Genomic DNA, 13,191 nt, shown 5'->3' with positions numbered 1-13,191 from the left:
CGTGTCAGCCGTTTCGTTTCTAGCCGAACCGATCCTTCCACGCCGGCAGCGCGCCGGCAAACGGCAGGGCCGTCGCATTGTAGACGCCGCGAGCGATCGCGCGTGCGACCACGTTGGCGGCGACGGTTCCCAGTTCGGTGAGGCCGACCAGCGGCTCGATCGGCTTCTCGCCCGTTGCGGCGGCGAACAGCACGTCGCCATCGGTTGGGGCATGCACAGGATAAATCGCACGGGCGAACCCGGTATGCGCGATCATCGCAAGCCGCTTGGCCTGGGCCTTGGTCAGCATGGCATCGGTAACGACGAGGCCGATCGTGGTGTTCTCACGTGCGCTCGCGGCGGGTCCGCCCTTGATGCGCATCGCCAGCATGTCCGGCGTGAACGCGGACGGCAGGCCGCGCCCGCCGAACTCGCCGTTCTCCTCGAACGGTGCAGCCCAGAACCAAGGCCCCTCGCCAACGGTTGTGCTGCCGACCGCGTTGACGACGATGATCGCAGCGACCTTGATGCCATTGGCCAGGACCGCGGAGGCCGACCCCAGTCCGCCCTTGAAGGTTGCGGTGGTGGCACCGAGGCCGGCGCCGACGCTGCCCAGCGCGAAATCGTCGCTGGCGGCCAACGCTGCGGCGTAGCCGAGATCGCGATAGGGCGCGAAGCGTCCCCAGGCCTTGTCGCCACCGTTGAGCAGGTCGAAAACGATCGCGCCCGGGACGATCGGAATCACCGCGTCGCGAATCCGCAAGCCGCGGCCTTGTTCGGCGAGCCAGGCCTGGATGCCGCCGCCGGCGTCGATTCCAAAGGCTGAGCCGCCGGACAGCGCAATGGCGTCAACGCGATCGACGGTGCTGGCGAGGTCGAGCAACGCGTCTTCGCGCGTGCCGGGGCCGCCGCCGCGAACATCGATGGCCGTAACTGCGGGGGCGTCGAAGATGATCGCGGTCGTGCCAGTGGCAATTTTCGCATCCTCGGCATGGCCGACGCGGACGCCGGCGATATCGGTGAGAAGGTTTTTCAAGGCGGCTCCGCAGGCTGAAAGGCGTCCGCTTCAGCGATATCGCAGGGATGCCGCAGGCTCAACCCGCGAGCGCGGTCCTCAGCATCTTGGCGAGCTCGGACTTGCGGTAGGGCTTTGCCAGCAGCAGCACGCCGGAATCGAGCCGTCCGTGATGGACGATGGCGTTCTCGGTGTAGCCCGAGGTGAACAGCGTCTTCAGGTCGGGGCGGCGGCGAGCCGCCTCGTCGGCGAGCTGGCGGCCGTTCATGTTGCCGGGCATGATGACGTCCGTGAACAGCAGGTCGATGTCCTTGTCGGCGTCGATAATGACGAGGGCCTCGGCCGCATTGCCGGCTTCGAGGGCGACATAGCCGAGGCTCTTGATCTGGGTCACGACATATTGGCGCACCAGCGCGTCGTCCTCGACGATCAGGATCTTTTCGTGGCCGCCGGTGACGGGCGCGTTCTGGAGCGCCTCGAACTCGGTCTCCTGCACGCCGCTCGAGCGCGGCAGGTAGATCTTCACGCTCGTGCCGTGGCCTTCCTCGCTGTAGATCTTGATGTGTCCGCCGGACTGCTTGACGAAGCCGAACACCATGCTGAGCCCGAGGCCGGTGCCCTTGCCGACCTCCTTGGTGGTGAAGAAGGGATCGAACACCCGGTCCATCAACTCCGGCGGGATTCCGGAGCCGGTGTCGCTGACGGCGATCATGACGTAATTGCCAGCCACCACGTCGGGGTTCATGCTGGCATAGCCGTCGTCAAGAAAGATGTTGCGGGTCTCCAGCACCAGCGTGCCGCCGTTGGGCATGGCATCTCGCGCGTTCAGCGCGAGATTGAGGATCGCGGTGGAAAGCTGGCCCGGGTCGATCAGTGCCGGCCACGCATCCTCGGTGAGTTGCGGCATGATGGTGATCTGCTCGCCGAGCGTGGGATGCAGCAGCTTTGCGGCCTCAAGCGTCAATGCGTTGACGTCGATTTCGCGCGGTTGGAGTGGCTGCTTGCGGGCGAAGGCGAGCAGATGCTTGGTCAGTTGCGCGCCACGTTCGGCGGCGTCATCGATCAGCTTGGTGATGGCAGCGAGCTCGGGACGGTCAGCGACCGCGTCCGCCAGAATGCCGATCGTGCCGGTGATGACGGTCAGCACATTGTTGAAGTCGTGTGCGACACCGCCGGTCAATTGACCGATGGAATCCATCTTCTGGACGTGCCTGAACTGCGCCTCGGCGGCCTGCTTCTCGGTGAGGTCGCGACCGATGAAGAAATGGCGCTTGACCGGATCGGACCAGGTGCCCATCCAGTTCAGCGTGACCTCGTGACCATCGTAGTGGTAGTAGCGCGCCTCGAAGCTGCGCTTGACCGCGCCACGCCGCGCCGCGCGCATCTCGTCGCGCGTCTTCTGGAGGTCATCGGGATGAATGAATTCGGTGGCGCTGTGCCCGATCATGTCGTCCGGACTCAAGCCCAGAATGGTCTTCACGCTGGGGCTGACCTGGATGAAATTGCCAAAACCGTCGGTGACCAGGATCAGGTCCTGCGAAGTCTCGAAGATCCGTTGCCGCTCCTCGACCTCGCGGCGCAGTTTTTCTCTTGCCTGCTTCTCTTCCGTGATGTCGTGGGCGATCTTGGAAGCGCCGATGATCTGTCCGTTGGCTGATTTGAGCGGAGAAACATTGAGAACGACGTCGAGCGGCCGACCGTCCTTTCGGATCCGGACCGTTTCATGCTGGGCGATCGTTTCATTGCCGCCGACCCTGTTCAGGATACCCCTGACCTCGGCCTTGCGGTCCTCCGGCACGATGATGTCGATCGGTTGGCCGATGGCCTCCGCGGCGGCATAGCCGAACAGATGTTCGGCGGCCTTGTTCCATCCCGTGATGACACCGTCGAGGGTCTTCGTAATGATGGCATCATTGGCGGATTCGACGACGGCCCCGTACAGCGCAAGGCGCTTGCCATAGTAGTCGCGATCCAATGCTGACTGCTGGCGCAACCTGCCGACGAGCCCCAGCGTGTGCGCCTGGAGGCGGACATTTTCGATCAAAAGCACTGCGAGCACGAAGGTCGCCGCGCAGAGGCCGTAGACGCGGCCGGCGTAGAAGCCGAGATCGAAGCGCGCGACGTTGACGATCGCCGACAGCGCGATGTCGAACAGCCACGCGCACATCACCACCATGAGCCAGACGTCGATGACCGAATGCGGACGGCGGAACCACAGCGAGACCAGCGCGGCAAAGCTCAAGGACCAGACAAAGGCCACCACGCCGATCATGATCTGCGTGTAACGGCCGTCGCGCAGCAGGACCGGAAGCAGGTCGTGCTGGGCAGTGACGATCCAGGTCAAGACGACCATGACCGCGGCGACGCCGACCACGCTGGCGTAGATCGCCTTGCTTGCCGAGCCCGCGATCCGGGCGCCGCCGTCGGCCTCCTTCAGCCAGGCATAGGCCAGCACGCAGAGCGGGAAGCCACCGTGCCAGATCATGTAGAGCCAGACCGTGGTCTGCTGGTTGGCTCCCAGCAGCCCGGTCGGCGAAAAAAGTCCGGGGAAGGTAAGAGCATGGACCACGGCCGCGGCAGCGGTGAACAGATAGCCCGTCGCCAGCACGAGCAGCGCGCGGGTCCTGAGCACCGCAAACTGCGACAACAGCAGGACCGCGGTGACGATGTCCGCGACCACAAGGGCGGATTGATAGCTCGCGACGAAGGCTGGCACGGGCAGCAGCGGGATACCTGCGAAGGGCACGGCCACTGAGAACAGGATCGATGAGATGCCCACGATCGCCAATGCTGCGGTGCGATCTTTCGGGGTGGCCGGCAGCGTCGAAAGGAATGTGCTCCGATCGGTCGGCGCGGACACGTGCAGCTCTCGCAGATCGGTCTTGAGCATCTTTGCCAATCTCATTTGGCCCAACGAATTTCCGTCCATGGTAGCGGGTTCTGGGCACGCATCATGACAAAACCCACCGCGACTCAACCGAAGGTTACAGCTTACTTAATTTTATGGGGAACGCGCACGGGGGATCGGGTAAGACGCGCTTTACTGGACGGTGCCATAATGCTCTCCCGCTGCTACGGGTTCCAGGTTTGAATCAGGCATTTTGAATTCAGGATCCGGGAGTTGTTCCCTATGCCCCGCGTTCTCATCATCGACGACCAGAAGGACGTCCGTGCGATGGTCGCGATCGTGCTGCGCGTCAACCGTTACGACGTCGTTGAGGCCGATAGCGGCGCAGCCGGGGTGAAAGCCTTCACCGAGACCTGCTTCGACGCGGCAATCGTGGACATTTTCCTTGGCGATACCAGCGGCGTCGAGGTCATCACGACGCTGCGCGAGCTTGCACCGAGTCTCCCGGTCGTTGCGGTGTCGGGGATGACGGCACTGGACTTCATGGAACAATCGCCCCACCTCGCCAACGTGGTCTGCCTGCAAAAGCCGTTTCGGCCGAACGATCTTCTTCAAGCACTAAGGAACGCCCAAGCCGCGGCGGACGGCGCGCTGCCTGCAGCCGTCTGATCCTGACGCAGGAAGAAACGCCCCGGGGCAAGCCGGGGCGCTATGATGATTGAATGAGGCGTTCAGGCCCCCGGCAAGCGTGCTTAGGTGCCGTTGCCGCTGATCGCGGCGTAGCCGCCCTTGGCGTCCCATTTGTAGACGACGTAGTCGAGCTGCTTGATGTCGCCCTTGGCGTCATACTCGATCGGCCCGATCACGGTGTCCCACTTGCCGGCCTTGATGGCCGCCATGACCTTCTTGGCATCGGTGGTGCCGGCCTTCTTGGCCGCCTGCGACCAGACCTGCATCGCCGCGTAGGTGTAGAGCGTGTAGCCCTCGGGGTCGATGTTCTTGGCCTTGAAGGCCTCGACGATCTTCTTCGCGGTCGGCTTATTGCGCGGATCGGGGCCGAAGGTGAACAGCGTGCCTTCGCCGGCAGGGCCGGTGATGGAGGCATATTCCTTATCGGCGAGCGCGTCGCCGGCCATCAGCACGGTCTTGAGGCCCTGGTCGCGCATCTGGCGCAGGATCAGGCCGCTCTCCTGATGGTAGCCCCCGACATAGACGAGATCGATGTTGTCGCGCTTCAGCCGCGAGACGATCGCGTTGAAGTCCTTGTCGCCCTTGTTGTAGGACTCGTACATCTTCTCGGTGACGCCGGCCTTGTTGAGCGCCTTCTTGGTCTCGTCCGCAAGACCCTTGCCGTAGGTGGTCTTGTCGTTGAGGATGGCGATATTCTTGCCCTTGTAGTTCTTGGCGATGTACTGGGCGGCGACCAGGCCCTGCTGGTCGTCACGGCCGCAGACGCGCGCCACGTTCCACAGTCCGCTATCGGTGAACTTCGGATTGGTGGAGGCGGGAGTAATCTGGAGCACGTTGCCGTCGGCATAGGCTTCCGAAGCCGGGATCGACGACGACGAGCAATAATGCCCGGCCACGAAGGGGATCTTCGCGCCGGCGATCTTCTCGGCGATCGAGCGCGCCTGCTTCGGGTCGCAGGCGTCGTCCTCGACGGACAGCGCCAGCTTCTTGCCGTTGAGGCCGCCGGCGGCGTTGATGTCGGCTACGGCCATCTCGGCGCCGTTCTTCATCTGGCGGCCGAAAGCGGACTCGCCGCCGGTCATAGGACCTGCGACTGCGACGGTGACATCCTGCGCGAATGCAGCGCTCGACAGCGCGATCGACGCGCCGAATGCCAGACCGATGAGCTTCAGTGATTTCATGAGATACCTCGAGGGTGGTCGCCTGTGGGAGTTACCGGGCATGCCCGGTTCAAACCGGCGCTATTCTTGAATGAATTCGAGGAGAAGTCACCGGCAAAATACGGGCATGGGCAGAGATATCTCGCCACATTCGGCAGCGCGGGTTCGCCCTGGGCGGCCTCAACCGTGCCGGCCGCCTTCCAGGTAGGCGGCGCGAATCTCGGGGCGCTGCAACAACTCGGCGCCGGTCCCGGCCAGCGTGATCAGGCCATTGACCATGACATAGCCGCGATGGGCGAGCTTGAGCGCATGGTTGGCGTTTTGCTCGACGATCAGCACGGTGAGGCCGTCTTGCCGGTTCAGAGTGCGGATCGCATCGAAAATCTGGCGCGCGATCAGCGGCGCCAGACCGAGCGAGGGCTCGTCGAGCAGGAGCAGGCGAGGACGGCTCATCAAGGCGCGGCCGATGGCCAGCATCTGCTGCTCGCCGCCGGACAGGGTTCCGCCACGCTGGGCGTAGCGTTCCTTCAGCCGCGGGAACAGCGTGAACACGCGTTGTAGCGTCGCCTCGCGTTCGGCGTCAGTGCACTCGGTGGCGTCCGCCCCCATCTGGAGATTTTCCGCCACGCTCATGCGCGGGAAGATGCGGCGGCCTTCCGGCGATTGCGCGATGCGCAAATGCGCGATCTCGTGGGTGGGCACTTCGGTGATGTCACGGCCTTCGTACAGGATCTGGCCGGCGCGGGCGCGCGGCTGGCCGAAGATCGTCATCATCAGCGTCGACTTGCCGGCACCGTTGGCGCCGATCAGCGCCACGATCTCGCCGGCAGTGATTTCGAGGTCGACGCCCTTCAGCGCCTCGATCTTGCCGTAGGCGGCGCGAAGGCCGTGGATCGCGAGCAAGGCAGTGGGCGACGTCACGACCCGCCCTCCATCACGGCCGCCGCCTCTTCCTCATCGGTGCCGAGATAGGCGGCGATCACCTTTGGGTCGTCGCGAACCTCGCGCGGGGAGCCTTCAGAGATCTTCACACCGTGGTCCATCACAACGATGTGGTCGGAGATCTCCATCACCACAGACATGTCGTGCTCGATCAGCAGGATCGAGGTGCCGAGCTCGTTGCGGATCGACAGCAGCAGCTCGCTCAGGGCGGCACTCTCGCGCGCGTTGAGGCCGGCTGCGGGTTCGTCCAGGCACAAGAGCGCGGGCTCGGTGCACATCGCACGTGCGATCTCGAGCCGTCGCTGGTCGCCATAGGCAAAATTACCGGCGGCATCGTCGGCGCGATCGAGCAAATTGACCCGCTTGAGCCAATCGGTGGCGAGATCGATCGCGCGCTTCTCGGCCTCGCGGTAGACAGGCGCGCCAATGAGCCCGAGCAAGGTGAAGCCGGAGGCACGCATCAGCGCGTTGTGCTGCGCCACCATCAGGTTTTCCAGCGCGGTCATGCCGGGAAACAGGCGGATGTTCTGGAAGGTGCGGGCGACCTTGGCCTGCTTGGCGATGCGGAAATCGTTCAGCCGCTCCAGCGCGATCACCTTGCCGTCGTCATGGCTGAGGCGGATGGCGCCGCCGCTCGGCTTGTAGAACCCGGTGATGCAGTTGAACACCGTCGTCTTACCGGCGCCGTTGGGTCCGATCAGCGCGGTGATCTTGTTCCGCTCGGCAGCAAACGACAAGTCCTGCACCGCGACGATGCCGCCGAAGCGCATGGTGAGCCGGTCGACCTCGAGAATTTGGTCGCGGCTCATCCGTGTCCCTCCTTGACGAGGTCGGATGAGATCGCGTGGGCCTTGGTCAGATACACGGTCGGCGCGCGATGGCCGATCAGGCCGCGCGGCCGCCAGATCATGATCAGCACCATGGCCATGCCGAACACCAGCATGCGATAGCTCTCGAGGCTGCGGAACAGCTCGAAACCGCCGATCATGGCGAGCGCGGAGAGCGCAACCCCAAGCTGCGAGCCCATGCCGCCGAGCACGACGATGGCGAGCACCAGCGCCGATTCCTGGAAGGTGAAGGATTCCGGGCTGATGAAGCCTTGGCGGGTCGCGAAGAACGCGCCGGCAAAGCCGCCGAACATCGCACCGGTCGCGAATGCCGTGAGCTTGGTCGTCGTGGTGTTGATGCCGAGCGCGCGGCAGGCGACTTCATCCTCGCGCAAAGCTTCCCAGGCGCGGCCGATCGGCAGGCGGCGCAGCCGGATCGTCACCCAGTTGGTGAGCAGCGCGAGCGCCAGGATCAGGTAGAACAGGAAGACGATGCGGTGGGTCGGCGAATATTCGATGCCGAGCCTGGCGGCGAGCCCGTTGTCGCTGTTGTCGAGCGGGATGCCGAAGAAGGAGGGGCGGGGAATGCTGGAGACGCCGTTGGGACCGCCAGTCAGATCCTGCCAATTGATGATGACGAGGCGGATGATCTCGCCGAAGGCGAGCGTCACGATCGCGAGGTAGTCGCCGCGCAGGCGCAGCACGGGAAAGCCGAGCAGCACGCCCCAGAATGCGGCGAGGACGCCCGCTAGCGGCAGGCAGATCCAGAATGACCAGCCGAAATTGGTCGCAAGCAGCGCGTAGGAATAGGCGCCCACCGCATAGAAGGCGACGTAGCCGAGATCGAGCAGGCCGGCGAGGCCAACCACGACGTTCAATCCCCAGCCCAGCATGACATAGGTGAGCACGAGGATTGCGAGGTCGAGGATGTACCGCTGGTCATAGAAGATCACGGGCACCAGCAGCGTGAAGATCAGGAGCGCCGGTGCGAGATAGCGGCCGAGGAACGACATTCCGCTCTGCACCGCGGGCGGCACCAGCTTCTCGGCGCCGGTCGGACCGATCCATTGCTTGAGCAGCTCGAGCACGATCGAGCCGCCGAATACCGCGGCGACGAGGGAGGCGACCTCGCCGAAGCGCGTCCAATAGGTGAGCTGGCCGTCGGAACCGGCTTCGGTGCGGACGCCGACCATCAGCGAGAACAGCACCAGCGCGATCAGTGCGTTGACGCAGGCGGTCTTCAGGAGAGCGGGGATGCCCGATGCAGCTTTGGCCGTATTGCTCGAGGGAGTTTTCACGCGCGCGACCGTCAGACTTTTTCGACTTCGGGGCGGCCGAGCAGGCCGGTCGGCATGAAGATCAGCACGACGATCAGGATCGAGAACGCGGCGACGTCCTTGTACTCGACCGAGAAATAGGCCGACCAGAACGTCTCGATCAGCCCGATCGCGAGCCCCCCGAGCATGGCGCCGGGCAGCGAGCCGATGCCGCCGAGTACGGCCGCGGTGAACGCCTTGATGCCGGCGACGAAGCCCATGAAGAAATCGACCAGGCCGTAATAGAGCAGGTACATCAGGCCGGCCACCGCGGCGAGCGCAGCGCCGATCACGAAGGTCATGGAGATGGTGCGGTCGACGTTGACGCCCAGCAGCGCCGCCATGGTCTGGTCCTGCTCGCAGGCGCGCATGTCGCGCCCGAGCCGTGTGCGCGACACCAGCCAGGTGAAGATCGCCAGCAGCACGATGGTGGTGATGACCACCACGATCTGGATGTTGGAGAGCTGGATGACGAAGCCATCGGCGCTCTCGTGCAGCGTATATCCGCCGGTGATCACTGGCGGCACTGGCTTCACCCGTGCGCCTTGCGCCACCTGCGAATAGTTGGTCAGCACGAACGACATGCCGATCGCCGACAGCATCGGCGCCAGGCGGAAGGAGTGGCGCAGCGGACGGTAGGCGATGCGCTCGATGGTCCAGCCATACAGGGCGGTGACCGCCATCGAGACCAGGATCACGATCAAAAGGATCACCGGGACCGCAGTCAGGCCGGTCGAGACCAGGAGAAGGAAGGTGATCAGCGCGATGAAGCCGCCGATCATGAAGACATCGCCATGGGCGAAGTTGATCATGCCGACGATGCCGTAGACCATCGTGTAGCCGATCGCGATCAGCCCGTAGATCGAGCCGAGCACGAGGCCGTTGATGAGCTGCTGGGCGAAATAATCCATAGGCTGCCGTACCCAAATCTGACGCGGCTCAAAGGGAGCTCTTCGAGAGAGAGTGCTGGTTTCTTCTCGGGCCCCGGCAGCCCTTAAGCATTCTCGTTTTGTAACAGGAGGGAACTGGCGGCTGCAACCGGCCCTGCCTCCGCATCAAGGCTTTTACAGAGATCATTTGGGCGCTCCGGTTCCCCGCAATGGCCGGAACCGGCGCCGCCGGCACCTAATTGGATGCCTGGCGGGAGGCAGTTAAGGTAAACAAAGGGTTTAAATTGCCGCCACAGTCTGATGCGAGTTAGCTCCCGGCAAAGCCTTCCATCGAAGGCGCGGGCCAAACGAAGCGGGAAGCGGCATGTTCGGAAACTGGCGGATCGGTTCGGTCAACGGCGCACTTCTGGCGGCCTATTTCATCCCGGCCTGGACCCTCGTTGCCTTCAACATCATGGTGGCGCCGGTGCACGGCCTCTATGAGCGGCCGAGCGTCGCAGTGGCGCTTTTCCTCAGCGATCATCTCCAGATGGCGGGGATGGACACGGTGCGCGCCGCCTGGCTGCTGGCACTGGGGCGACTGACGGTGGTGGCGTTCTTTGCGATCTACCTTGCGCTGCTCTGCATCCCCCGCATCCGCAAGAACGGCGGCAGCGACGAAGCGCTCGGCATTGCGCTTGCGATCGGCAGCCTGATCTCGTTTGCGAGCATGATCATGGCCTCGAAGGTCGGCGAGATGGCCGCGCTGCGGCTGCATGCCACCGAGCTCCTACTCTTGCTCGGTGCCGCCATCGTGGTGGTGATCGAACGGCCCGCGGCGGCGCCCAAGATCGTTCAGAGGACCGTCGAGGCCACCCCGCCGCTAGGTCTTGAGCAGGCCGAGCTCCTGCACAATCGCTGAGGCTTCCTTGACGGCGTGGTTCGCCGCCGGCACGCCGCAATAAATCGCCTGCTGCAGCAGGATTTCCTTGATGTCGTCGGGCGTGAATCCGCCCTCGGCGAGGGCTGCGCGCACATGCAGGCGGAATTCGTCCCATTGGCCGAGCGCAACCATGGTGCCGATCACCAGCACCCGCCGCGTGCGCTCGTCGAAATGCGGCCGCGTCCAGATCTCGCCCCAGGCGTAGCGCGTGATCATGTCCTGGAAATCGGTGTTGAATGCATTGCGACCCGCGATCGACTTGTCGACCCAGGCATTGCCCAGCACTTTTCGGCGCACGTTCATGCCGGCATCGCGGCGTTTCTGGTCGTCCATGCTGTTCTCCTCCTTCGTCATTGCCAGTCTGTCACCGCGGAGGGATTTCTGGATTGCTTCGCTGCGCTCGCAATGACGGTTGCGACTAACGTTGCGTCAAAAAGCCCACCACCGCGTCGGTGAACGCGTGCGGCTGCTCGACATTGGAAATATGGGCGGCGTCGATGATGGTCATGCTTGCGCCGGGAATGTTTGAGCGGATCAATTCACCCGCCGAAACCGGCGTCGCCATGTCGTGGCGGCCGGCGATCACCAGCGTCGGGCTTTTGATCTTCGGCAGCAGCGCGCGCTGGTCGAGCGTCGACAGCGCTTCGCAGCAGGCGAGATAGCCTTCGACCGGCGAGGCCAGCAGCATCGTCTTCATCCTGGCGCTGATGTCGGGTGCGCGCTCGCGAAAATCCTGGGTGAGCCAGCCGGCAATAACGGCATCGGCGACGGCGGCGATGCCGCCCTTCTTCACGGCATCGATGCGCTCGAGCCATTTGGTCGGCTCGGCATAGTAGCAGGAGGTGTTGGCGAGGATGAGCTTGCCGAAGCGCTCCGGCGCGTTCGCGCCCAGCCATTGCCCGACCATGCCGCCCATCGACAGGCCGCACCAGTGCACTTTCTCGATATTGAGGTCGTCGAGGATCGCGAGCACGTCGCGGCCGAAGCGCTCCATCGTGTAGGGGCCGGGCGGAACGTTGGACTTGCCGTGGCCGCGGCGGTCGTAGCGGATGACGCGGAATATCTGCGTCAGCGCCTTCATCTGCGGCTCCCACATCTGCAGCGTGCAGCCGAGCGAGTTCGACAGCATCAGCGTCGGCCCGCCGTCGCGGCCCTCGACGGAGACGTTGATCAGGCAACCGTCGGCATCGATCATGGGCATGCTGGCGTCTCCGTTTTATGTCCGCTCAAGGCTGCTCTATTCGCGTTCGAGGCTGTCGAGCAGACGGTCGATCAGGGCTTGGGAAGCGCCTTGATAGGCCATCGGCTCGAACAACGCCGCAATTTTTTCCTGCGAAAGATACGCAGTGACCTGCGAATCGGCTGCGAGCACCTCGCGCAGATGCTTCTTCTCGGCGACCGTGCGCTTGCTCGCGGCCTCGATCAGATGATGCGCATCGCTCTTGCCGATCTTGTCGGCCAGCGCAAAGGTGACCGCTTCCGCCATGATCAGCCCGTGCGTCGCATCGAGATTGCTGCGCATGCGCGCGGCATCGACATCGAGACCCTCGGCGATGTCGACGATGGCGGCAAGCGCGCCGGAGGTGACCAGCATTAATTGCGGCAGCGTCGGCCATTCCGCGTGCCAGGGACCGGCGCTGCGTTCGTGGTCCTGCACCTGTGCGGCAAAAATCGTCGCTGCGAGCTGAGGCGCCATGGTCGCGCAGCCCAGCGCACTTGCGGCCGCGACCGGGTTGCGCTTGTGCGGCATGGTCGAGGAGCCGCCGCGGCCTTCGCCGGCAGGCTCGAACGCTTCGCCGACATCGGTCTGCATCAGCAGCGAGACGTCGCGCGCGATCTTGCCGCAGCTGCCGGCGAGAATCGCAAAGCTCGATGCGGCTTCCGCGATGCGGTCGCGATGGGTGTGCCAGGGCGCTTCGGGCAGCAGCAGGTTCAGCTCCCGCGCCAGCCGTTCGGAGACCACAAGCCCCTTGTCGCCGAGTGCTGCAAGCGTGCCGGCCGCGCCGCCGAATTGCAGTGCGAGGCCCTCGCGGGAGAGCCGCCTCAAGCGGCAGCGGGCGCGGGCGAGGCTTGCGGCGTATTCGGCAGCCTTCAGGCCGAACGGCATCGGCAGCGCGTGCTGGAGCCAGGTCCGCGCCACCATCGCCGTGTTGCGATGATTGCGCGCCAGTGCGGCAAAGCCCTTGATGGCGCGGCTGAGATCGGCGTCCAACGCATCGATGCCGGCGCGAAGCGTGAGCATGGTCGCGGTGTCGATGACGTCCTGGCTGGTCGCGCCCCAATGCACGTAGCGGGCGGCCTCTGCGTCGGCCCTGCCGACATTGGCGGTCAGCGTCTTGACCAGGGGGATCGCGAGATTGCCGGATCGCGTCGCGGCCTCGGCCAGCGCAGCCATGTCAAAGGTATCGGCCTTGCATGCGGCTTCGATCGGGCCCACCGCGGACGCGGGAATCACACCGGTGGCGGCCTCGGCTCGGGCCAGGGCTGCCTCGAAATCGAGCATGTTCTGGAGGGTCGACCGGTCGTCGCAGACCGCGCGCATGGCCACGCTCGACAGCATCGGCGCGAGCAGGGGGGAGAGGGATGTGCTCATATTACGCGG

At 64.4% G+C, this 13,191-nt stretch carries 12 protein-coding genes; 2 read left to right on the top strand and 10 right to left on the bottom strand.

The window, feature by feature from the left end:
• Window positions 1-19: 19 nt before the first annotated feature.
• Together IVB48_RS13485 and IVB48_RS13480 are read right to left on the bottom strand one after the other, a co-directional pair.
• Window positions 20-1,015, bottom strand: coding sequence for a P1 family peptidase (locus IVB48_RS13485; protein ID WP_247400341.1), 996 nt, complete (start codon window positions 1,013-1,015; stop codon window positions 20-22).
• Between the two features lie 58 nt (window positions 1,016-1,073).
• A complete protein-coding gene (locus IVB48_RS13480) occupies window positions 1,074-3,884 on the bottom strand; it encodes a PAS domain S-box protein (protein WP_247400340.1) in 2,811 nt (936 codons plus the stop codon).
• Between the two features lie 240 nt (window positions 3,885-4,124).
• On the opposite strand from IVB48_RS13480, the gene IVB48_RS13475 reads away from it, so the two are divergent.
• A complete protein-coding gene (locus IVB48_RS13475; RefSeq protein ID WP_247287234.1) occupies window positions 4,125-4,511 on the top strand; it encodes a response regulator in 387 nt (128 codons plus the stop codon).
• An 83-nt stretch (window positions 4,512-4,594) separates the two neighbouring features.
• Here the strand turns inward: IVB48_RS13475 and IVB48_RS13470 are convergent, their stop codons facing one another.
• The 5 genes from IVB48_RS13470 to IVB48_RS13450 all read right to left on the bottom strand — a co-directional run bounded on the left by IVB48_RS13470 (window position 4,595) and on the right by IVB48_RS13450 (window position 9,688).
• Complete coding sequence (locus tag IVB48_RS13470) at window positions 4,595-5,713, bottom strand: branched-chain amino acid ABC transporter substrate-binding protein (RefSeq protein WP_007602405.1); 1,119 nt, start codon at window positions 5,711-5,713, stop codon at window positions 4,595-4,597.
• Between the two features lie 159 nt (window positions 5,714-5,872).
• Entirely contained in the window at window positions 5,873-6,613 is a 741-nt protein-coding gene (locus tag IVB48_RS13465; protein WP_247400339.1) for an ABC transporter ATP-binding protein, read from the bottom strand.
• Window positions 6,610-7,443 carry an ATP-binding cassette domain-containing protein gene (locus tag IVB48_RS13460; protein WP_247400338.1) on the bottom strand — a complete coding sequence of 278 codons (834 nt, stop codon included), beginning with the start codon at window positions 7,441-7,443 and terminating at the stop codon, window positions 6,610-6,612. Before IVB48_RS13460 ends, IVB48_RS13465 begins: the two co-directional genes overlap by 4 nt.
• A complete protein-coding gene (gene livM, locus IVB48_RS13455; RefSeq protein WP_027567705.1) occupies window positions 7,440-8,759 on the bottom strand; it encodes a high-affinity branched-chain amino acid ABC transporter permease LivM in 1,320 nt (439 codons plus the stop codon). Before livM ends, IVB48_RS13460 begins: the two co-directional genes overlap by 4 nt.
• 11 nt (window positions 8,760-8,770) lie before the next feature.
• Window positions 8,771-9,688: a branched-chain amino acid ABC transporter permease gene (locus tag IVB48_RS13450; RefSeq protein ID WP_007602412.1), complete on the bottom strand. Its 918-nt coding sequence runs from the start codon at window positions 9,686-9,688 to the stop codon at window positions 8,771-8,773.
• Between the two features lie 343 nt (window positions 9,689-10,031).
• Between IVB48_RS13450 and IVB48_RS13445 the strand changes: the two genes are divergently transcribed.
• A complete protein-coding gene (locus IVB48_RS13445; protein WP_027567706.1) occupies window positions 10,032-10,568 on the top strand; it encodes a hypothetical protein in 537 nt (178 codons plus the stop codon).
• Here the strand turns inward: IVB48_RS13445 and IVB48_RS13440 are convergent.
• The 3 genes from IVB48_RS13440 to IVB48_RS13430 form a co-directional block, all read right to left on the bottom strand.
• Window positions 10,530-10,922, bottom strand: a complete 393-nt coding sequence (locus IVB48_RS13440) for a carboxymuconolactone decarboxylase family protein (RefSeq protein WP_027567707.1) — start codon at window positions 10,920-10,922, stop codon at window positions 10,530-10,532. The genes IVB48_RS13445 and IVB48_RS13440 overlap by 39 nt on opposite strands.
• Window positions 10,923-11,007: 85 nt before the next feature.
• The gene (pcaD, locus tag IVB48_RS13435) at window positions 11,008-11,790 is read right to left on the bottom strand and encodes a 3-oxoadipate enol-lactonase (protein WP_247400337.1); all 783 of its coding nucleotides are present in this window, start codon (window positions 11,788-11,790) and stop codon (window positions 11,008-11,010) included.
• Between the two features lie 36 nt (window positions 11,791-11,826).
• Window positions 11,827-13,182 (bottom strand): 3-carboxy-cis,cis-muconate cycloisomerase, encoded by a 1,356-nt coding sequence (locus IVB48_RS13430; protein WP_247400336.1) that lies wholly within the window; start codon window positions 13,180-13,182, stop codon window positions 11,827-11,829.
• Between the last annotated feature and the right edge of the window lie 9 nt (window positions 13,183-13,191).

Origin of the sequence: Bradyrhizobium sp. 76, assembly GCF_023073025.1 — a bacterium.
Lineage (GTDB): Bacteria > Pseudomonadota > Alphaproteobacteria > Rhizobiales > Xanthobacteraceae > Bradyrhizobium.
The sequence above is the reverse complement of the archived record's forward strand: the minus strand, read 5'-3'. Positions and strand labels throughout refer to the sequence as shown.

Excerpts from the sequence above, each read along its gene's own strand:
- IVB48_RS13480 (WP_247400340.1), bottom strand. The coding sequence starts at position 3,884 with ATGCTCAAGACCGATCTGCGAGAGCTGCACGTGTCCGCGCCGACCGAT.
- IVB48_RS13475 (WP_247287234.1), top strand. The coding sequence starts at position 4,125 with ATGCCCCGCGTTCTCATCATCGACGACCAGAAGGACGTCCGTGCGATG.
- IVB48_RS13470 (WP_007602405.1), bottom strand. The coding sequence starts at position 5,713 with ATGAAATCACTGAAGCTCATCGGTCTGGCATTCGGCGCGTCGATCGCG.
- IVB48_RS13460 (WP_247400338.1), bottom strand. The coding sequence starts at position 7,443 with ATGAGCCGCGACCAAATTCTCGAGGTCGACCGGCTCACCATGCGCTTC.
- IVB48_RS13450 (WP_007602412.1), bottom strand. The coding sequence starts at position 9,688 with ATGGATTATTTCGCCCAGCAGCTCATCAACGGCCTCGTGCTCGGCTCG.
- IVB48_RS13445 (WP_027567706.1), top strand. The coding sequence starts at position 10,032 with ATGTTCGGAAACTGGCGGATCGGTTCGGTCAACGGCGCACTTCTGGCG.
- IVB48_RS13440 (WP_027567707.1), bottom strand. The coding sequence starts at position 10,922 with ATGGACGACCAGAAACGCCGCGATGCCGGCATGAACGTGCGCCGAAAA.
- pcaD (WP_247400337.1), bottom strand. The coding sequence starts at position 11,790 with ATGCCCATGATCGATGCCGACGGTTGCCTGATCAACGTCTCCGTCGAG.
- IVB48_RS13430 (WP_247400336.1), bottom strand. The coding sequence starts at position 13,182 with ATGAGCACATCCCTCTCCCCCCTGCTCGCGCCGATGCTGTCGAGCGTG.